This is a genomic window from Myxococcus llanfairpwllgwyngyllgogerychwyrndrobwllllantysiliogogogochensis (genome assembly GCF_006636215.1).
GTDB classification, from domain to species: Bacteria; Myxococcota; Myxococcia; order Myxococcales; family Myxococcaceae; genus Myxococcus; species Myxococcus llanfairpwllgwyngyllgogerychwyrndrobwllllantysiliogogogochensis.
On record NZ_VIFM01000015.1, the window covers coordinates 69,825 to 87,415 of the forward strand.

The 17,591-nt window shown below is 67.4% G+C and carries 18 protein-coding genes; 9 read left to right on the forward strand and 9 right to left on the reverse strand.

The genetic code is table 11. The features are described 5' to 3' along the window. The first annotated feature begins 2 nt into the window (after positions 1 to 2). Positions 3 to 197, forward strand: a complete 195-nt coding sequence (locus FJV41_RS05875) for a hypothetical protein (protein ID WP_141641419.1) — start codon at positions 3 to 5, stop codon at positions 195 to 197. 79 nt (positions 198 to 276) lie between these two features. On the opposite strand, the gene FJV41_RS05880 is transcribed toward FJV41_RS05875, so the two are convergent. Together FJV41_RS05880 and FJV41_RS05885 are read right to left on the reverse strand one after the other, a co-directional pair. Beyond that, a complete protein-coding gene (locus FJV41_RS05880; RefSeq protein ID WP_141641420.1) occupies positions 277 to 936 on the reverse strand; it encodes an SCO family protein in 660 nt (219 codons plus the stop codon). 1 nt (position 937) lies between these two features. Then, positions 938 to 1,699, reverse strand: a complete 762-nt coding sequence (locus tag FJV41_RS05885) for a hypothetical protein (RefSeq protein ID WP_141641421.1) — start codon at positions 1,697 to 1,699, stop codon at positions 938 to 940. A 114-nt stretch (positions 1,700 to 1,813) separates the two neighbouring features. On the opposite strand from FJV41_RS05885, the gene FJV41_RS05890 reads away from it, so the two are divergent. Next, a complete protein-coding gene (locus tag FJV41_RS05890) occupies positions 1,814 to 2,242 on the forward strand; it encodes a hypothetical protein (protein WP_141641422.1) in 429 nt (142 codons plus the stop codon). Between the two features lie 26 nt (positions 2,243 to 2,268). Here FJV41_RS05890 and FJV41_RS05895 read toward each other — a convergent pair whose 3' ends face one another. Then, entirely contained in the window at positions 2,269 to 3,426 is a 1,158-nt protein-coding gene (locus tag FJV41_RS05895; RefSeq protein WP_141641423.1) for an FAD-dependent oxidoreductase, read from the reverse strand. Positions 3,427 to 3,456: 30 nt separating this feature from the next. On the opposite strand from FJV41_RS05895, the gene FJV41_RS05900 reads away from it, so the two are divergent. Continuing rightward, positions 3,457 to 3,912: a MarR family winged helix-turn-helix transcriptional regulator gene (locus FJV41_RS05900; protein WP_141641424.1), complete on the forward strand. Its 456-nt coding sequence runs from the start codon at positions 3,457 to 3,459 to the stop codon at positions 3,910 to 3,912. Between the two features lie 78 nt (positions 3,913 to 3,990). Here FJV41_RS05900 and FJV41_RS05905 read toward each other — a convergent pair whose 3' ends face one another. After that, positions 3,991 to 4,938 (reverse strand): alpha/beta fold hydrolase, encoded by a 948-nt coding sequence (locus FJV41_RS05905; protein ID WP_141641425.1) that lies wholly within the window; start codon positions 4,936 to 4,938, stop codon positions 3,991 to 3,993. Between the two features lie 139 nt (positions 4,939 to 5,077). Between FJV41_RS05905 and FJV41_RS05910 the strand changes: the two genes are divergently transcribed. Continuing rightward, positions 5,078 to 6,424: a thioredoxin family protein gene (locus tag FJV41_RS05910; protein WP_141641426.1), complete on the forward strand. Its 1,347-nt coding sequence runs from the start codon at positions 5,078 to 5,080 to the stop codon at positions 6,422 to 6,424. Between the two features lie 66 nt (positions 6,425 to 6,490). On the opposite strand, the gene FJV41_RS05915 is transcribed toward FJV41_RS05910, so the two are convergent. Together FJV41_RS05915 and FJV41_RS05920 are read right to left on the reverse strand one after the other, a co-directional pair. Further along, positions 6,491 to 7,567 carry a hypothetical protein gene (locus tag FJV41_RS05915; RefSeq protein WP_141641427.1) on the reverse strand — a complete coding sequence of 359 codons (1,077 nt, stop codon included), beginning with the start codon at positions 7,565 to 7,567 and terminating at the stop codon, positions 6,491 to 6,493. Positions 7,568 to 7,841: 274 nt separating this feature from the next. Beyond that, positions 7,842 to 8,162, reverse strand: coding sequence for a hypothetical protein (locus FJV41_RS05920; protein ID WP_141641428.1), 321 nt, complete (start codon positions 8,160 to 8,162; stop codon positions 7,842 to 7,844). 683 nt (positions 8,163 to 8,845) lie between these two features. Here FJV41_RS05920 and FJV41_RS05925 point away from each other — a divergent pair. The 3 genes from FJV41_RS05925 to FJV41_RS05935 all read left to right on the forward strand — a co-directional run bounded on the left by FJV41_RS05925 (position 8,846) and on the right by FJV41_RS05935 (position 11,295). Then, positions 8,846 to 9,841: a bifunctional helix-turn-helix transcriptional regulator/GNAT family N-acetyltransferase gene (locus tag FJV41_RS05925; RefSeq protein WP_141641429.1), complete on the forward strand. Its 996-nt coding sequence runs from the start codon at positions 8,846 to 8,848 to the stop codon at positions 9,839 to 9,841. Between the two features lie 3 nt (positions 9,842 to 9,844). Next, positions 9,845 to 10,630, forward strand: coding sequence for a thioesterase family protein (locus FJV41_RS05930; RefSeq protein WP_141641430.1), 786 nt, complete (start codon positions 9,845 to 9,847; stop codon positions 10,628 to 10,630). 152 nt (positions 10,631 to 10,782) lie between these two features. Then, the gene (locus FJV41_RS05935; protein ID WP_246137022.1) at positions 10,783 to 11,295 is read left to right on the forward strand and encodes a hypothetical protein; all 513 of its coding nucleotides are present in this window, start codon (positions 10,783 to 10,785) and stop codon (positions 11,293 to 11,295) included. Between the two features lie 72 nt (positions 11,296 to 11,367). On the opposite strand, the gene FJV41_RS05940 is transcribed toward FJV41_RS05935, so the two are convergent. Together FJV41_RS05940 and FJV41_RS05945 are read right to left on the reverse strand one after the other, a co-directional pair. Continuing rightward, on the reverse strand, positions 11,368 to 13,011 hold the full coding sequence (locus tag FJV41_RS05940) for an LVIVD repeat-containing protein (RefSeq protein ID WP_141641431.1): 1,644 nt from the start codon (positions 13,009 to 13,011) through the stop codon (positions 11,368 to 11,370). Positions 13,012 to 13,207: 196 nt separating this feature from the next. Next, entirely contained in the window at positions 13,208 to 13,702 is a 495-nt protein-coding gene (locus FJV41_RS05945) for a hypothetical protein (protein WP_141641432.1), read from the reverse strand. A gap of 740 nt (positions 13,703 to 14,442) precedes the next feature. Between FJV41_RS05945 and FJV41_RS05950 the strand changes: the two genes are divergently transcribed. Together FJV41_RS05950 and FJV41_RS05955 are read left to right on the forward strand one after the other, a co-directional pair. Continuing rightward, positions 14,443 to 15,681: a Tox-REase-5 domain-containing protein gene (locus FJV41_RS05950; protein ID WP_246137023.1), complete on the forward strand. Its 1,239-nt coding sequence runs from the start codon at positions 14,443 to 14,445 to the stop codon at positions 15,679 to 15,681. Then, complete coding sequence (locus FJV41_RS05955; protein WP_141641434.1) at positions 15,682 to 16,395, forward strand: immunity 52 family protein; 714 nt, start codon at positions 15,682 to 15,684, stop codon at positions 16,393 to 16,395. A 42-nt stretch (positions 16,396 to 16,437) separates the two neighbouring features. Here FJV41_RS05955 and FJV41_RS05960 read toward each other — a convergent pair. After that, positions 16,438 to 17,591, reverse strand: a 1,154-nt coding sequence (locus FJV41_RS05960; protein WP_141641435.1) for a YfhO family protein, incomplete at its 5' end; no start/stop codon positions are given.

Consider the following 17,591-nt stretch of genomic DNA (forward strand, 5'->3'; position numbering starts at 1 on the left):
CCATGACTCGCCATCTGCTTGCATTGGCTGCCGCGTGCGCGCTCTGCGCGTGCTCGGACAGCGGCTCGAAGACGCCCTCGGCCATCACGCCGGATTCAGGAGTGCTGCCCACGCAAGGCCTGACGCAGCCCACGGGCCTGGAGCGGCCTCCCACGGGCCCGGGACTGCCCGCGGACCTCAAGCCCCCGGGCCGCTGAGCACCCGACATCCTTCTCCGGGCTCGTGGTGCGGAGCCGAGCCCGGACAGGTGACCCATCTCTCCGCGGCGGGTCTTCATCAATCCGCCGCGTGCACCAGCGCCTCCAGGTCGCGCTGAAGCGACTCCAGTCCGTCGGAGTCATCCACCACGCGGTAGTACCCACGAATGCGCCCGTCCGCGTCCACGAGGACGAAGTGCTCGCCGTGGAAGATGCTGAGGAAGTCGTCGTCACCCGCGTCCGCGTCCCGCCCCATCATCACGCGGAAGCCCTCCAGCACCGTGGCCTCCACGTCCTCCAGCGGCCCCGTCAGCAGGGACCAGTTGCTCGTGTCCAGATGACGTGTGTTCGCGTACGCGGCGAGCCGCTCCGGGGTGTCGTAGCGCGGGTCCACGCTGAACGAGACGAAGCGCACCGACGACAGCCCCGCCTCGCGCGCCTGACGCTGGAGGCGGGCCATCTTCGCCGTGAGCAGCGGACACACCGTGGGGCAGCGCGTGAAGATGAAGTCCGCGACGACGACCGCACCGCGCAGGTCCGCGTCGGAGAACGGGCGTCCCGTCTGGTCCGTCAGGCGAAAGGTCGGCAGGGCCCCGAACCCGGGCAGCCCCCGCGCCCGCAGTCGAGCGCGTGACTCGCGCAGCAACGGGAGCGCGAGCGCCGCGACGAGCGCCAGCACTCCCACGACGAGCAACCCCACCCAGCGACGACGGCGGTGTTCCAAGACAGGCGCGGCCATGTCAGTACCTCCCCCGCTCGCCCACGCAGCCCACGCCAAGCACATGAGGATGGTCCATGGGCAGCCCCGCCAGGGCCGGCACCGGGCCGCTCTCGGAGACCTGTCGCGCGTCCGCCACCAGCACGTCCACCACACGCGGGGATTCCGTCAGGTCGTAGACGCCCCGAAGCCCACCTGCCTGGTCCACCAGCAACGTGGACCGCCTCTGCGACGAATCACCCTTCACGAGCGCGCCCGCGCTCAGCATCGCCAGCACCTCCGCCTCCCACGAAGTGTCCGCCGCCAGCACGTGCCAGGACATCCGGTCGCTCCCGCTCGCTTCGCCTTCGACGCGCGCCAGTCCTTCGACCCGAGCGAAAGAAGGGCGTGCCACCACGACGAACCGGAAGGGAATGCGCTCGGCCTCCAGTCCGCGCTCCACCCGGGACAGCCGCGTCACGAGGTGCTGGTGGCTGGACGCGCGCTCCTCTGGGAGGAATTGGAGGACATACGCCCGTCCCCGAAGCTGGCGTGTTCCAAACAGCGCTCCGTCCATGTCCCGAAGCTCGAACCGGGGAAGCTGTCCATGGAGGGGCACGGGGTTGGGAACCCACTGTGTGTCGGCGGGGAGCCAGGACTCCTCCGACAGCACCAGCCTCGCCACCGACAGCATGGCGACACAGAGCGAGAGCAACACGGCGAGACTCGAGACGCCCAGGCACCACCAGGCCCACGAACGCAGCCGGGTGTCACCTCGCGACGGACGCGAAGAGGAAGGACTCATGTCCACACCCTCGCGCAAACGGACCGCGAACACGCTGTGGCAACTTGCCGCGCGCCATGGCGAAGCACACGTCGCTACAAGCTCCCGCGCATCAGGTCCCGCCCTGGAGGATGAATGAAGAGCGCGATGTTGCTGTGCCTGCTGTTGAGCGCCACACCGACCCCGACGTCGATGTCCCCAGCCACGGAGAAGCCCGTCGTCCTGGCGACACCCGTGACGTCCGTGACGAGCACCTCGGGGCGCCTGCGAATCGAAGTACTCGCCGACGCAGTCCCCCTGCGCCGAGGCCCTCAACGCCTGCGCATCCGAGTCACCGAAGTCGCCACGGGTAAACCCATCCCAAGCATGGTGCTGGCCCTCCAACCGTGGATGCCCACCATGGGGCACGGGCTCGACAGCCCCGCGCGAATCACGCTTCAGGGCACGAGCGACTTCGAGGTATCGGAGTTGGACCTCTTCATGCCGGGCGCCTGGGAGCTGCGGCTCACCCTGTCGGGCTCCGTCGAGGACAAGGCAGTGGTCCGCCTCCAGCTCGCACGCTGAAGCTCACGGCCCTGTCGTGTTCTCGCTCAGGGATGCGGCGCACCCGCCATCCGCTGAATCGCCTCGAAGTGTTCGAGCGTGTGCGCCAGCGCGTGCTCCGACACGAAGTCGAGTCCTTCCATCGCGCCCGCCGCCGCCTCCGCGGCCCGCGTGAACATGCGCGCCTCATACGCCGCCACCGTGCGAATCCAATCGGAGTCCTCGGAAAGCCCCAGCGCCAGCTCCGCCGCATCCAGCATGGCCATGTTCACGCCCTCCCCGGAGAACGGCGGCATGACATGCGCCGCGTCCCCCAGCAGCGTCACGCCCGGCCGGTGCGTCCACCGATGCCCCACCGGGAGCGCGATGATGGGACGCGGGACGATGGTGTCATTGCTCACATCGATGAACCGGAGCAGTGAAGGTGCCCACCCGGTGAACCGCGCCTTGAGCGCCGCGCGGGCACGCTCGGGAGAGGACAGGTCCACCTCGCCGTGTCGGAGCCAGTCCTCGGCCACGCGGAACATCAAGTAGACGCGGACATGCGCGTTGCTGCTGCGCTGCGCGATGAGGCCCAGGCAGTCGCCGACCACGGAGACCTTGCCGCGAGGAATGAGCGCCGCGACGTCCGGATGCCGCGCGTCCACGTCGTCGATACTCAGCTCGACGAACATCACCCCCGTGTAGCGGGGCTCCTCGCTCGACACGAGCGGCCGCACCTTGGACCACGCGCCATCCGCGCCCACCACGAGGTCGAACTCCCCGAGAGAGCCGTGCTCACCCGCGACGCGATAGCGCCCATCCGACAGGGGTTCCACCGCGCGCACCTTGCTTCCCCACCGAATCGTCTCGGGAGGGAGGCTGTCGAGCAGGAGCGTGCGCAGTTGCTCGCGGTCAATCTCGGGCCGGCCACCACTTGGGTCTCCCCCCAACTGGAAGCGCAGCGCCCCCAGATGGTCATAGAGCGCGTCGCCCTGGTCGTCATAGCGCGCGAGCACCTTGAACCCATCCTCGAGCCCGGCGTGGCGCAGCGCGACCAGGGCCGAGTCCTCGTGCAAGTCCAGCGAGCCACCTTGAGGACGTGACAGCCGGTGCTCATCCAGCTCGAACACCGTGGAGCCGATGCCCCGAGTCGCCAGTATCCGCGCGAGCGTCAGCCCACCCGGTCCACCCCCTACGATTCCAATGCGCTTTCCAGTTTGCATAGGCCCCTAACTAATATTACAAAGGGCCCTATGCAACACGAACGCAAGGCTCGCGCCTGGAACCCGGAATCCACGTCGGCCTATTGGATCAACCGCGCATCACGGCTGCTCATGCGGCTGCATGAGTCACGCTTGCGTCCGCTGGGCCTCGGCATGAGCCAGCTCCCCGTCCTGACGGCGCTCGAGGATGGGGGGACGCTGTCGCAGAAGACGCTCGCGGAGCGGGCGCGCGTCGAGCAGCCGACGATGGCGGAGATGCTCGCGCGCATGGAGCGCGACGGCGTGGTCCTGCGCGAGCCCAATCCGGAGGACAAGCGAGCAAGCCTCACCTCGCTGACTCCCCAGGCCCGCGCCCGGCTTCCCGAAGCGAAAGCGGCGCTGATGCTCGGAGAGGACGAGGCGACCGCGGGCTTCACGCAGAAGGAGAAGGCACTCCTGCGTGAGCTCCTGCAGCGCGTCGTTCAGAACCTTGAAACAGAGGGTTAGCGCCGGGTCCCGACCGGGACTCCACCGGAGCAGGGCCGTGCCCGGCGTGGCGCTGACCCTCTTCCTACCGTCAGGACACTAGAAGTTGCCGGCGCGGGCCTCTTCGAAGGGCACGCGGTGCTTCATGTACATCGTGTCCAGCATGTGGTTGCCGATGAGGTTGAGGTTGCCATCGGTGAAGCGGTGCACCACGGCGCCCTTGCCGGCGTCCTTCGCGAACGCGACGGGGTCGAAGCTGCCGCCCAGGCCGGTGAGCGTGGGCACCGCGTCCGCGTTGTTGACGTAGTGCACGTACTTCGGCCCGTCCGGGTACTTGGTGGACGCGGCGCCGAAGGTCTCCACGCTCAGCTTGCCCATCGCCTTCTCGACCTGCGCGGGGGACATGCCGTCCTCGATGCGCAGCCGGCGCTCGACGTCGAACAGCGCGCGCGCGGTGATGAGGCCGCCCTGGCTGTAGCCCATCAGGTGGACGTCGCGGCCCGCCTTCAGCTCGCCGTAGAGGGTGTCCGCCAGCGTGTCCACGGCGGGGTTCTTGCCCTTGTCCAGCTTGTCACCCACGCACTGGGCCAGGTCCGCGACGATTCCCTGCGTCGCGTTGTGGATGCCGATGACGCGCGCATCCGCCTTCTCCGCGATGGCCTTCATCTCGCCGAGCTGGTTGGCCGCCGGCGTCATGATGCCGTTGACGTAGAGGATGGTCTTCGAAGGGTTCGGGTTGTCCCGCGGGGTGACGCCGGGGATGTCCTTGAGCGGCGTACCCGGCGCGAAGGTCTGCCCCTTGGCGCCCATGAGCTTGCCGTCCTGCGTCCGGTCCGGCTTCGAGTCCCCGCCGAACAGCTTCTTGACCTCGCTCAGGTGCGTGGCCTCGAAGACATCCTTGCCCTGCTCCAGGAAGCGCGGGACTTCCTTCAGCCCGTTCTTCGCGGCCTCCACCAGTCCGCCCAGCGGGTTCTTCAGGGACGCGCGCGAGGTCTGCGTCGAGGCGACAGGCGTGGCAGCGGGACGGTTGCGGTCGATGGGGCTCATGAAGGGCTCCCGCCCATGGGGGTGCTGGGCGTTTCCATCATTTTCTCACAGAGCCCGCACGAAGTTGCGTCACAGGTGGGAACCCGGCCGGTTTCGGGAATGTCTGGGGCGCCATCCCTGCGACATCCCTGGAGAAACCATGACGATGAGACCTGTCCTCGGTGTCCTGCTCCTGCTCTGGGGCTGCGCCTCCAGCAGTCCTTCGACGCAGCGCGCCAATCCCAAATCAGGGCCCGCATTCATCGAGAATGATTGGGAAAGGGCGCTTCGGGAGGCGCGGGAGAAGCAGCGGCCCCTGTTCGTGGAGACCTGGGCGCCCTGGTGCCAGTCGTGTCGTTCGATGCGCTCGACGGTGCTGACCTCACCCGCCCTGGGGGAACAGGAGGGCCGCTTCGTCTGGCTCGCCATCGACACGGATGCCCCGGCCAATGAGGCCTTCCTCCAGCGCTATCCGGTGGATACGTGGCCCACCGTGCTCATCCTGGAGCCGGAACAAGGCGCGGTCCTGGTGCGCTCGCTGGGCGGAGTGTCCGTGCCCCAGTTGCTCGGGTTGCTCGCGCAGGGAGAGCAGGCCTTCCAGCGAGGGCGCGCGGGTGGAGAGGAGCTGGCCAGAGCGGACGGGCTCGCGCTCACCGGCCACCACGCGGAGGCAGCGGCGGCCTACCAGCAGGCCGTGGCGCACTGGACGCCCGAGGACTCGCGCCGGGCCAGCGCAGCGGTTTCGTGGCTCAAGTCGCTCCTCGCCATGGGCGACACGGTCTCCTGCATGCGCGTGGCGGCCCAGGAGCTCAGGCGCCTGCCCCGCGTGGATGACCGCACCCGGGTGCTGTACGTGGGCATGGGCTGCGCGCTGGATGCGAAGACGGACGAGGCTCGAGCGCTGCGCGAACAGCTCGCCCAGGAGGCGGCTCGGGCCCGCGAGGCGCCCGAGGGCACGCTGACGCCAGCGCTGCGCTCCTCGCTCTACGAGGTGGGCTGCGAGGCCCACGAGGCGTCGGGAGATGAGGCGAGCATGCGCGAGCTGGCGGAGACGTGGTGGCACTTCCTGGAGGAGCAGGCCACACGCGCGCGCAGCGCGGAGGAGCGGGCCGCGCTCGACTCGCATCGGGTGATGGCGGTCGCGCTGCTGGCTCGCCCGGAGGCAGCCCTCTCGCGACTGGAGCGCAGTGAGCGGGAGCTGCCGGAGGACTACAACCCGCCCGCGCGGCTCGCCACGCTGCATCTGATGGCGGGACAGCACGAGCGGGCCCTCGCCGCCAGTGAGCGCGCGTTGTCACTCGCCAAGGGCGCCTCGCGGGGCACGGTCCTCGCGGGACAGGCGCGAATCCTCAGCGCGAGCGGCAAGCGTGCCCAGGCGGAAGCGCTGCTGACGCAGGCGTTGAACGAGCTGGAACAAGCGTCCGTTCCCAAGAACCACCTGCAGCGACAGGTCCTCGAGCGGGTCCTTTCGCAGCTGCGCGCGGAAGGCGACCCTCCGTCACCGTGAGCGATGAACGGGTGAGAGACCGGAGAAGCCGCGCCATGATGTAGGGGCTTCGCGTCCGGAGGGTGCTCAGGGGACCCAGTCCACCATGGTTCCAATGGCGAAGGAGTCCGTCAGGCTCCCATTCCTCGCCCGGGCCGTCACCAGACAGGTGGGGCTGGGCAGGGCGGGAGTGGTCCAGGCGTATTTCACGGAGCACGTCGTGGGCGCGGGGCTGGTGGCACACGTGTCAACGCCGCGCACCACGGTGCCGCACGTCGAGTCGAGCGTCGCGGTGCGCGTGCCGTGGCGGTTGCCATAGTCCACGAAGAACTCCACCTGGAAGGTCCGGTTCGGACCCACGAAGGGGAGCCTCGTCACCGCGTCCTGACGCAGGAACTGGCGGGCGCTCAGGCCCGTCCCCTGGATGTGGATGGCGGTGACGAGGGGGCGGGCGATGTACTCCGCCTCGACGTCGACCTCTCCGGTCTGCGGCGTCGTCAGTCCCTCGACGTTGAGGTTGATGCTCTGGGTCACCGTCACGCCGCGCGCTGTGACGGCCACCTGGAGGCGGCAGGGGCCCGCATCACGGGTCCCCCACTGGGTGTAGAAGGAAGTGGGGTGGGTGAAGACGCTCGTCGGGCAGTTGCTCGTCCACTGGTAGGTGAGGGCGTCTCCGTCGAGGTCGAGGGCCGACACGCTCAAGCCGATAAGCTCATTGACGCGGGGCGTTCCGGTGATGCTCGCTGAGCGGATGAAGGGCGCGATGTCCGGCTGTGGCACGGGGGGCGTGAGGTCCTGGACGCGCAGGAGGACAGTCACCGTGGCGCCTCCGACGACGTCCACGGAGGCGGTGCCGCTCGCGACAAGCACGGGGTTGCCAGCACCATCGTCGACAAAACCTTGCGCTGTCAGGGTCTGCGTTCCGATGGGCAACACGAGCGTGCCGACGAAGGTGTCCGTCGTCGTCGAGTACGACAGGACCTGAGAGACATTGGCCGGACGCACCGTGATAACCAGACTGTCGAACTGCTGCGCTATCAGGCCGCCGACCGACAATCGCATCTCACCGGAGCCTCCCGGCTGGGTCGGGTCTTCGAGGCCGCCTGAACAGGCCATCCACAACGCGGCCAGACTCCACATGACGACGTTCCATGACTTCGACATGGCTCTCTCCTGGGCTTGGTTCGCGGGTGATGGGCAAGCCTATCCGCGCTCGAAAACCCGGCCCAGTGATGCCAGGGCGACTCAGGAGGGACCGACATGGAGGTGGCATGGGTCACCCCGGACCGGAGGCGATGGAACGAGCAGTCGGGGCTGGGCGCCTTCTGGGGCTCGGCGAGCGACGGGGCCGCGCCGGAGGCGCCCGGCTGTCATTGACCTTCGGCCGCAACGAGCCGCGCGGCCGGAAGGGCGTCATCGAAGGGGATGTGACCGAGCGCTAGGAGCACTCTTCATAATAATCTTGGACCGCGTGGGCAGAGCGAATGCCAACGCGTATGGGTGCGTTGCCGCAAATGCACAGTTCGGTGCCGACCTCCGTGTTGTGGGTGGCGTCACTGTAATAGGTGACATGGAAATTGGCCGTGCAGCGAAGCAGTGCGTCTTCACGTGATGTCAGATCAGACTGCATCCCTGGGTCGGCTTCGCCTGCTCCGCAGCCGAACTGAAATCCGAGGACGACAAGACCCAGAATCAAGAACGAACGCATTGCTCCTCCAGAGGGATGAGGCATTCCATGCAGTTGCTGCATGAGGAGCATGCCACGATTCCTCACGCGAATGCATGCGGGCGAGGTGGGTCCAAGGTATGTGAAAGACTCTGGTTTCCATGGAAGGGGAATCGCTGCGACGTTTGCAAAAAGAGGGTGGCGCAGCTGCCATTGCAAACAGGTGCTCGTTGCCGGTCGCCAGGATTCCGCAGGCCAGGCTCGAAGGTCTCAGGCGTTTCCACCCTGAGAAGAGGTTGCTCTCGGCCCCCTCCCTTCAGCGCCCCGCTCTCCTGCCACGCGCTCGGCAGCGGCATGTCCGTTCACGCCCCTCAGGGGCCACGCCCCTCTGGACTGACCTCTCGAAGCGGCGCTCTTGCCCCTCCCCTCCACGAGCCGGACAGCACAATGCGCGGGCAACGAGGGCACGTGCTCGTCCTCCGTCACGATGACGGGGACCGTCCAGCCGGACGCGGGCGGACCTCTCACGGAGCCACCGGCCGAAACAGTGGCTGCGGCGGCCAGAGTGGCGCCTCTTCCCTCCCCTGGGCGATGGCGTTGGTCGGACAGCTCGGCTTGTCGCGGCATGCATCGAGGGCTCACGGGCCGAGCACCTCCTGACACAGGTCATCCACCGGGGCCGGTGCCCCTGGCGCAGGACTCCCGCCGGAAAGTCCATTGCGCCCCATCCGATTCATAGCTAGATATATAGCGCGCTATGAATGCGGAGGTGCGACATGGAAGTGGATCTTCTGGCGGGACTTGGAGTGGGCTTTCTGGGCAGCCGTCTCAAGCGACTCGCCGAGCGGATGCAGGCCGACGCCGCTGAGGTGGCCCGCTCGTTGGACCTGCCAGTCCAGCCGGCCCAGATGTCGATGTTGATGACGCTCCGCCTGCACGGCCCGATGACGGTGGGCGAACTGGCCGAACGGTTGCGGGTGGCCCAACCCACGGTGACTCGCGCGCTCGGAACCCTGGAAGACTTCGTCGAAGTGCGGCGCTCGCCGGACGACCAGCGCGCCAAGCGCCTGGCGCTGACAGAGAAGGGCGAGGCCCTGATGGTCCGCGTCCAGACGCAGTTGTTGCCACGCATCGAGCCCGCCGCGGCCTCGCTGGTCGAGGGGTTGTCGGGCGATTTCATGCAGGGACTGACCAGGGTGGAGGCGCGGCTGGCGGAGTCCTCGTTGCTGAGCCGGAGCGAAGCCGCCGGTCCGCCCGCGATGTGGGCGCGCGACTTCTCCGACGACCTGGCCGAGGCCTTCCATCGGATCAACGCCGAATGGATTCAGGACATGTTCACCCTCGAGGAGAACGACATCGCCCTCCTGTCGAAGCCGCGTGAGCTGATCCTCGACAAGGGGGGCGTGGTGCTGTTCGCCGAGACACCACGGCTGGGCGTGGTCGGGACCTGTGCCCTGATGGTGTCCAAGGACGGCTGGGTCGAGTTGACCAAGATGGGTGTCTTGAAGAGCGCCCGGGGCCTGAAGGTCGGCGAGTTCCTGCTCGCGAAGACCCTGCAGCGGGCCTCCAGCCTGGGGTTCGACAAGGTCTACCTGCTCACCAACAAGAAGTGCGCGCCAGCCATCCACCTCTACGAGAAGCTGGGCTTCGTGCACGACGCGGAGATCATGAGGCTATTCGGGGCGCGCTACGCGCGATGTGACGTGGCGATGTCATACAGGCCGAGGGGTGACCTGAATCCCCTGCCCCCGTCTTCACAGCGGGAGTCATGACCGATGACCGGACCACGCGCCTACTTCGTCCGCACGGAAGACGGTGGGTTCCTTCCGCAGCGCGCCTGTGCCGGCGCGTGGAATCCGGAGGAGCTGCACATCAGCCCCGTCAATGGGCTGCTCCTGCATGAGCTAGAGCGCTGGCTCGCCGGCCGCAAGCCGGGCGGCAAGCTCGTGACTCGCATCAGCTACGACTACCTCGGCGTTCTCGACTTCTCTCGATGTGACGTGGCGTTCGAGGTGCTGCGTCCTGGTCGCGCCGTCGACCTCGTCGAGGGAGTCCTGTCGCAGCGCGGTCGTCCCGTGCTCCGCGCGCGGGTGTGGCTGCTCGCGACGCACGACACGTCCGCGATAGCGGGCGGCGCACGTGAAGCCCTGCCGCCACCCGAGGAAGGCCGCCGGTTCGACCTCAACACCGTGTGGCCGGGTGACTACGTCGCCTCGGTCGACATGCGCGCCATCGAGGGCCCAAGCCCCGGCAGGACCACCGCGTGGCTCACGACGCCGCTGGCCATCGTCGATGGCGACCCCGTGAGCGACCTCGCGCGCTGTGCGCTGCTCGTGGACACGTCCAATGGAATCGCGGTCCGTCGCCGGCCCGAGGAGTGGCAGTTCCCGAACGTCGACCTGACCATTCACCTGTTTCGCCAGCCCGTCGGCGCCTGGACTGGCTTCGACACGCGCGTGACCTTCGGGCCGACAGGTCACGGCCTCACCAGCTCCGACCTCTTCGACATGCATGGACATATCGGACGAGCCGAACAGACCCTGCTCGTCCGACCTCGCTGACCGGAGCGCGAGTCACCTGGATGACCCTGGGCGCTGAAGCGCCGCCCCACCGCGACTCGGACCCGCCTTGTCCGAATGAGGGCCGATTCCACCCTATATGCCTCCTACCGTGCTCCTCGCCCTCCCCTTCGGGGAATGACACAGGAGTGAATGTGAACAAGGAGCAAGCAGTGGTGCAGAAGGACGTCGTGCCGGCCCGAGACGGAGCACGTGCCTTCGATTTCTGGGTCGGCCGGTGGGACATCCACAATCGACGCCTGCGCGAGCGGCTCAAGGGCTCCACCGAGTGGGTCGAGTTCAAGGCCACAAGCGTGGCCCGCCCGCTTCTGGGCGGAATGGGAATCGAGGACGAGTACCGCACCGACTACTGGAGCGGCTTCATCGGCTCCGCGTTCCAGTTCTTCAATCCGGAAACGAAGCAGTGGTCCATCTACTGGGTGGACAACCGCCGCGGCGCCCTTGAGCCGCCCGTGGTCGGCTCGTTCACGGGCGACGTTGGCATCTTCGAGGGCGTGGACACCTTCGAGGGTCAGCCCATCCGCGTCCGCTACACCTGGTCGCGCGTCACCACGGCGAAGCCGCGCTGGGAGCAGGCGTTCTCCTCGGACGGCGGGAACACGTGGGAGACGAACTGGGTCATGGATTTCTCCCGGGCCGATGGCTAGGGCCTGAAAATACGCACTCCAGAAGCGGGCGTACCCCTCACGCCCAGCTCCCGGAGTCCGCGTGGCCATGGGCTACGGCTGAGCGAGCTCGTTGAAGATGAGCAGGCCGCGCGAGGAGTCCGCTGCGTACACATACCCGTCGCCGGGGACGCGGATGCCGAGCAGCCCCTCGAAGGGGCTCTCGGTGCGGTAGGGGTCCGCCTCGCGGAAGGTGTTGTAGTGGGCCACCTGCCGGGGGCGCGTGGGATTGGACACATCCAGCACACGCACGCCGTCCTGGTACCAGGCGATGTAGAGGAGATTGTCGCGCAGGAGGAGATTGTGGATGGAGGTGAAGGGCCGGTGGGTGCGGAACTCGCCAATCTTCACGATGCGCTCCGGACGGGTGACGTCGAGCACTCGCAGATGGGCGTACTGGAACTCTCCTCCCTCGAAGGCGATGGTCCGCCCGGCGAAGGTGCCCACCGCGCTGTGGTGCGCGAAGGTGAAGTCCGGACGGACGTACCCACCCAGCTCGCGGACATGGTCCAGGTCGGTGACGTCCACCACGAAGTAGCCGCGGAAGGCATCACTGACATACAGGCGGTTCTCGTACACGAAGGTGTCGTGGGGACCGCCCAGGAGGGCCGCGTCGGGCAGCGCGATGACCGTCAGCAGACGCGGCGACAGCGGCTCCGAGATGTCATGAACAAAGGTGCCGGTGCCAGGCGCCATCGAGTAGAGCCGGTCTCCATCGACGAGCACCGTGTGCGTCCCCGTGCCTCCCGTGGTGAGGCCACGGATGAACAGGGGCTCGGCGGGCTGGGAGATGTCGTAGACGAGCGTCCCCGAGGTGTTGCTGGCGATATACAGGGCATCACCCTTGGCCCAGACCCCGTTCCAGGTGTTGTCCCCGGGGAGGGAGAGGGTCTTCTTGAGGACGGGCGCGCGCGGGTTGCTGACGTCGAAGATGGAAAGGCCGCCCGTGCGGACCTGCTTGGGAATCGAGACGACGTAGGCGTGCCCCTTGGTGACGTAGAGGTCCAGGGGGTGGCCCAGGGGAGTGTAACCCTCGGAGAGCAACTCCAGGCCACCGGAGGACTCGGGCTCTCCTCCCCACCTGGAGACCCGATGCGCCTCGAAGGTTCCCGACCGGATGAGCCGCGCCCGGTAGCAGTAGGCGAAGCACCCGGTGATGATGTCGGTCTCCTTCTGCTCGCAGCCCGCCAGGGTGATGGCGGCCGTCGAAGCAGGAGCGAAACCACGCACGAAGAAGCGCCCAGGTCCCGTGTCCCTCAGTGGCAAGGGCACATAGAACATGTTGCCGCCATCCTCCGTGAAGTGGACGCCCCCCACCTCGATGACGGCGTTGCCCCCGTCCGGAACGGGCCGTGCGTCCCGGAGCGGGTACAAGTAGATGGACCCGGCCTCCACCTCGGACAGCGAGCCGAGATTGCACTGGGAGAGGTCGAAGCGGGACAGCTCCTCGCACGTCGTGGCACCCGCGTCCCGGGTATCGAAGGTGCACGGCGCGAAGGGCCCCGTGTCCAGGATGTCTCCGCGCTCTTCGAGCTCGGTATAGGTGCCATCCCAGACCACGGGTCCCGCATCGGGGAGCCCCGCATCAGGCGACCCGGAGTCGGAGGAGTCCGGGTCGGGTGAGTCCTCACAGCCAGAGAGACACACGGACATCAACAGCAACCCGGTGGCCAGCAGGACCCGAAGGGACATCGCCATGTGGAACCTCCTGGAAGGCCACCATGAAGGGGCATGGGTGCCATTCCGGAGGAGACGCCGCTGCCGCGCGTTTTCCCTCAGGCCTTCGATGAAACCCCATCCGCTGGTGGCACTGCCCGCGCGCCCAGAAGCCAGCGGAGGGTGACGCCCGAGGCACTCAGGCGTTCGGGCATCACCCTCTCTCAAGCGGCGCTTCTCACTGGCAGTTCGGAGGTCCCATGCAGGAGAAGGTCAGCGTCACGTCCGCGTTGGCCTCCTCCGGCGTCGCGAAGCACTCGCCCCTTTCCTCCACGGCGTTGCAGACGCCCCGGGGGCACTGAGCCGCCGCGTTCTCGCGGGCATCCCGGCTCGCCGAGAGATAGGCCCCAGCGCACCGCGGGTGGACTCCGTACCCTGCGACCACGCGTCGCTCGGGCTGACACGTGCAAGCGGTGACCGAGGGACAGTACGTCCGCGTGCCATCGCACTCCACCCATCCTCCGTTGTCCACCCCGGAGGTACAGACACCGCTCGCGGAGCCGCAGGACACCGTGGTGTTCGTGCACTGCTGCGTCACCTGACACGACAGCTCCGCTTCGCGGCTCTCCAAAGTGAGGCCGTCGCCGCCCGGCGACTCGGCGCCACAGGCCGACAGCGTCGTCGCCACCAGGAATGCGGCACAAACCAGGCGCACATCGAATTGCATTCGCATGCCAATACCCCCGTCGTCGTCATTCAATGCGTCAATGCCACACAGCCATCACACGGCCCATGGATTCGCGAGGCATCGCCACGACGCTCAAGCCCCGGCGCCCGAATCCACACGGGAATGCGAGATACCACCCACAACGACACCGGGCCGCATCCGCATCACCTTGTGAATCGAGAGCGACGGGAGTCTGCACTTGCGTGCCTGGGCAGGGCAATCCCTGAATTCGGGGTTGCACATTCTCGAAGCCCCCTGAGCGCCTGGAGGCCGTCCTCACGGCCAGGTCCCTAGGTCTCCGTGGGGTAGCGTCGCCGACGGCTCGGCGCTTCCATGAGGCCGCCTCGGCGACGCGGCATTGAAGATTGACATGTCCTGCGGGTTTTCTGACCTGCCGCAGCTTGAGAGGATGCCGTCTCCGGCCACTACGGAGGCAGGCAGGCAGTGAAGAAGCATCGTTCCCCTCAGGCTTGTCAGACGGGAATGCCAGCATTCAGCCTGCTTGCCTTTCCTGATGCGAGGCATGGGGGTGAAGAATGCGTGCTGGCCTCTGGGTGCTTTGCGCTGCTCTCTTCGTCACGGGATGCGCTGGAGTTGAACCGTCGACTCGTAGGGGCACTTTCCAGCAGCGTTCCTCACTCCTCGGGGAGAGGGCTCCGCAGGCTGGGCATCCCCGAGGGCAGCGGAGTGATGCGTTCGATGAGCTGCTTCGCGGCGCGGGGCTGGAGGACCGCGACTCGCGACCCTTGGCTGGTGACTCTCTCACGGCGACGCAGGCGGCACGGCTGCTGGAGGTGCTGCTCGGCAAGGACGTGACGCTGGGGCAGTTCCCGGCCCGTGTTGCCGTGGGCTTCATGTTGCGCGAGGTGCTGGACGCGGGCGAAGTGTCGCGCGCCGAGCTGGTGCGACGCGTGGGGCGATTCACGCACCTGGCGGTCCTCCGTCCTGACGGGTGCCTCGCGTGGGTGCGCAGCGGGCAGACGCAGCAGCGCGTGGGCGCCGTGGAGTGGAAGGATGGAACATTCCGGGCCGGCCAGTTCGAGCTGGGCGTCTTCTACTCGGGCAAGGGCGGTGTCTTCCGGCAACTGAACGCACGGCTGGAGGAGACGGGAGGAGGAGCTTTCGCAGACGTCCACGACGATGCGGACTACGTGAGCCGCACGCTGGACGGAGCCGAAGAGGCATTCGTCGGGCTGGCGATGGCGGTGGGTCAGCTCTTCTCGACATCGCCCACTGACAACCTCGCGGCGCTCCGACAGATGCCTGCCGCCGTGGCGGCGCTGCTGGCCTCCTCGCCTGAGTACCTGGAGCACTTCCAGTACCTGACGCGTGGTGAGCAGGTGCAGTCCGTCTCCAAGCTGGTCACGAACCTCATTGCCACCTGGGGCACGGCGTCGGCGGCCACTCGCACACTGAAGGGTGCGACGCTCGCGTCAGCGGAGGTGCCGGTGCTGTCACTGTCCGCCGAGGGCGCACTCGTCATGAGGCGCGTCGCGGTGCCGGTTGGACGCGCGGCGGCAGTGCTGAGCGGCGGGCCTGGAGCGGCCATCATCCTCCAGCGTGCGGGCACGGGGGCGAATCACGGGGGGCCACCCAAGGGGCCCGGGAGGTGGCGGCCCACCAAGGAGCACATGGAAGAACCTGCACGAAGATATCAGGCCCAGATTACCTCCGCGCCCGAGGGACAGGTTTACGACATCGACAATGTGAAGTTCGATGGGTTCAATGGTGCCTCGTTGCTCGAGGCCAAAGGTCCAGGCTATGAGAAATTTCTTGAGCAGGCCGTGGAGCAAGGAGGGTGGTTCGAGGGGTTCATGGGCATGATCAAGCAGGCCAGGAGTCAACAGCGTGTCTCCCGTGGACTCCCCATTGAGTGGCACTTCGCGGAGAGCAGGGTCGCGGACTACGTGCGAGTTCTCTTCAGGCGAAATGGCTTGGGAAGAATCTCAGTCGTCCACACACCGCCGAACCGAGGGGTCCGCTGAATGACCGAAACCTACTATTCAGGCGTGTATTGGCCGGGGCGACCCGAGCCGCTCGATGCGTACTCTCGGAGGGCAGCGCTTCTATTTCGGAGCCTGTCCTCCGTGGACCCCAGCCTTGCAAGATGGTTTGAGCAGGCTGCATCTCGGGACGCAGCCATCAATGGCGCGTTCGTGCCAGTCGCTGAAACCCTTCTCGGCTTGTTTACAAAGAAGAAGTATCGGTTAGCGGATGGCGAGCTCTTCTTCGCTGCGTGGAATGGAGAGTCGAACGCGAGCAGCGTGGTCAACATCTCCTGCGGTTCTCCATCGCCTGAGACCGTGGACCTCTGTGTGTTGACCCCTCCAGCCAAAGGGGATGCCGCGGAGCGACTTCTTTCAGCGGCCGTGCTCACCCAAGTGATGAGCGCGATGGTGCTGGCATGGGACCCTGACTGGGGGGTCTTCACGTCTGACAATCATCGGGACGACGTATCGGAATTCGCGGATACCGGCACGTTCGTGGGATGGGGGACATACCTTTCACGGAATCGAGGCAAGGTGCCCCCTCTGCCCTCACCTGTGCGCATCGAGCCCGTGGCGGACAAGGGCACCCTCATCATTCTCACCCCCGAGCGCTTCACGGTGAGCAACCCGGAGCATGTGGCGTTGGCCGAGAGGGTGCGCGAGCTGCTGGACCAGGCAGGGCTGTTGAAGCCACTCCACGCTCAGCCATAGGAGCAAGAGCGGGCTACCGGGAGAACACTCAACCGGCCACCCTCATGCGGCGACCTGCCTCGGCGAACGCCGCCGTGCAACACCCAGCAGGCACAGCGTGAGCAGCGTCCCAATGCAGACGAGGAGCCCCGCGCGAAGCCCCGGGGTCCGGTAGAGCATCTCCACCCGGTGCTGGCCCGCTGGCACCGCCACCGCGCGAACCGCGAAGTTCGCGGCGAGGATGGGCACCTCGCTCCCGTCGACCCACGCCGTCCACCCGGGCTGGTAGGCGTCATTGACGACGAGCACGGCGGGCTCGGAGGTCTCCACCTCCACGCGCAGGTGCTCGAGTGAGGGGCGCTCCACGCGCACGGAGCCCCTCAGCTCCTCGGAGGCCTCCGGCAGCGGTCCGACACACTCCACGACGGCGACATCGGAGGGTGGAAGCACGGGCGCCCGCATGAGCTCCAGCGCCTGCCCGGGCTCGCCCACACACCGGGGCCGGGCAACGTAGACGCGTGGCAGGGCATCCGGGTGCTCCACCAGCGACGTCCCGAACAACGAGTCCTGGGCGATGATGCGCGTGGATGGCGGCAAGGCCGCCGCCGCGAGTGCCCCCGTGTCATGCACCGAGAACAACGTGCCCAGGCGCGGCGCCAGGTGGCCATACCAGCGCGGCAGGTCCTGGCGGAGCTGGCGCACCCGAGCACTCTCTCCGGGCAGGTAGCCGTTCGCGCTCTCCAATCCCCATAACGCCATCGTGTCCGGCTGGAACGTCGTCAGCAGCCGGAGCGCCATCCGCTCGTTGAAGTCATAGCCGGGCACGTTCCAGGCGCCGAGGTGGCGGACCGCCATCGACACCCGCACGGGCTCCTCGGGTGGAACCGCGCGACGGATGGGTTCGACGAACGGCGGCGGTACCTCCAACAGCTCCGCGGGCGCGAGGACGTAGAACGGCTCGCTGCCCCACCACAACGCACCGAACTGGAGTGTCACCAGGAGCCCTTCGCGCAGCCCACGTGCCCGCAGGAACAGGGCGAGCAGGCCGCACGCGAGCGCGAGCACCGCCGTCAGCACGCCCACCCGCACCACGTTGCCGGAAAGCCCCTCCACCACCCCGGCGGGCACCTGAGGCCAACGCGAGACGAGCCCGTGGCGGCTCCACGCGCCGAACAGGGCCTCCCCCACCGCCACCGCCGCTCCCACCAGCGCCACCC

Bases quoted from the DNA above. Each gene is read 5' to 3' on its own strand.
- FJV41_RS05875 (WP_141641419.1), top strand. From the start codon at position 3: ATGACTCGCCATCTGCTTGCATTGGCTGCCGCGTGCGCGCTCTGCGCG.
- FJV41_RS05880 (WP_141641420.1), bottom strand. From the start codon at position 936: ATGGCCGCGCCTGTCTTGGAACACCGCCGTCGTCGCTGGGTGGGGTTG.
- FJV41_RS05885 (WP_141641421.1), bottom strand. From the start codon at position 1,699: ATGAGTCCTTCCTCTTCGCGTCCGTCGCGAGGTGACACCCGGCTGCGT.
- FJV41_RS05890 (WP_141641422.1), top strand. From the start codon at position 1,814: ATGAAGAGCGCGATGTTGCTGTGCCTGCTGTTGAGCGCCACACCGACC.
- FJV41_RS05895 (WP_141641423.1), bottom strand. From the start codon at position 3,426: ATGCAAACTGGAAAGCGCATTGGAATCGTAGGGGGTGGACCGGGTGGG.
- FJV41_RS05900 (WP_141641424.1), top strand. From the start codon at position 3,457: ATGCAACACGAACGCAAGGCTCGCGCCTGGAACCCGGAATCCACGTCG.
- FJV41_RS05905 (WP_141641425.1), bottom strand. From the start codon at position 4,938: ATGAGCCCCATCGACCGCAACCGTCCCGCTGCCACGCCTGTCGCCTCG.
- FJV41_RS05910 (WP_141641426.1), top strand. From the start codon at position 5,078: ATGACGATGAGACCTGTCCTCGGTGTCCTGCTCCTGCTCTGGGGCTGC.
- FJV41_RS05915 (WP_141641427.1), bottom strand. From the start codon at position 7,567: ATGTCGAAGTCATGGAACGTCGTCATGTGGAGTCTGGCCGCGTTGTGG.
- FJV41_RS05920 (WP_141641428.1), bottom strand. From the start codon at position 8,162: ATGCTCCTCATGCAGCAACTGCATGGAATGCCTCATCCCTCTGGAGGA.
- FJV41_RS05925 (WP_141641429.1), top strand. From the start codon at position 8,846: ATGGAAGTGGATCTTCTGGCGGGACTTGGAGTGGGCTTTCTGGGCAGC.
- FJV41_RS05930 (WP_141641430.1), top strand. From the start codon at position 9,845: ATGACCGGACCACGCGCCTACTTCGTCCGCACGGAAGACGGTGGGTTC.
- FJV41_RS05940 (WP_141641431.1), bottom strand. From the start codon at position 13,011: ATGGCGATGTCCCTTCGGGTCCTGCTGGCCACCGGGTTGCTGTTGATG.
- FJV41_RS05945 (WP_141641432.1), bottom strand. From the start codon at position 13,702: ATGCGAATGCAATTCGATGTGCGCCTGGTTTGTGCCGCATTCCTGGTG.
- FJV41_RS05955 (WP_141641434.1), top strand. From the start codon at position 15,682: ATGACCGAAACCTACTATTCAGGCGTGTATTGGCCGGGGCGACCCGAG.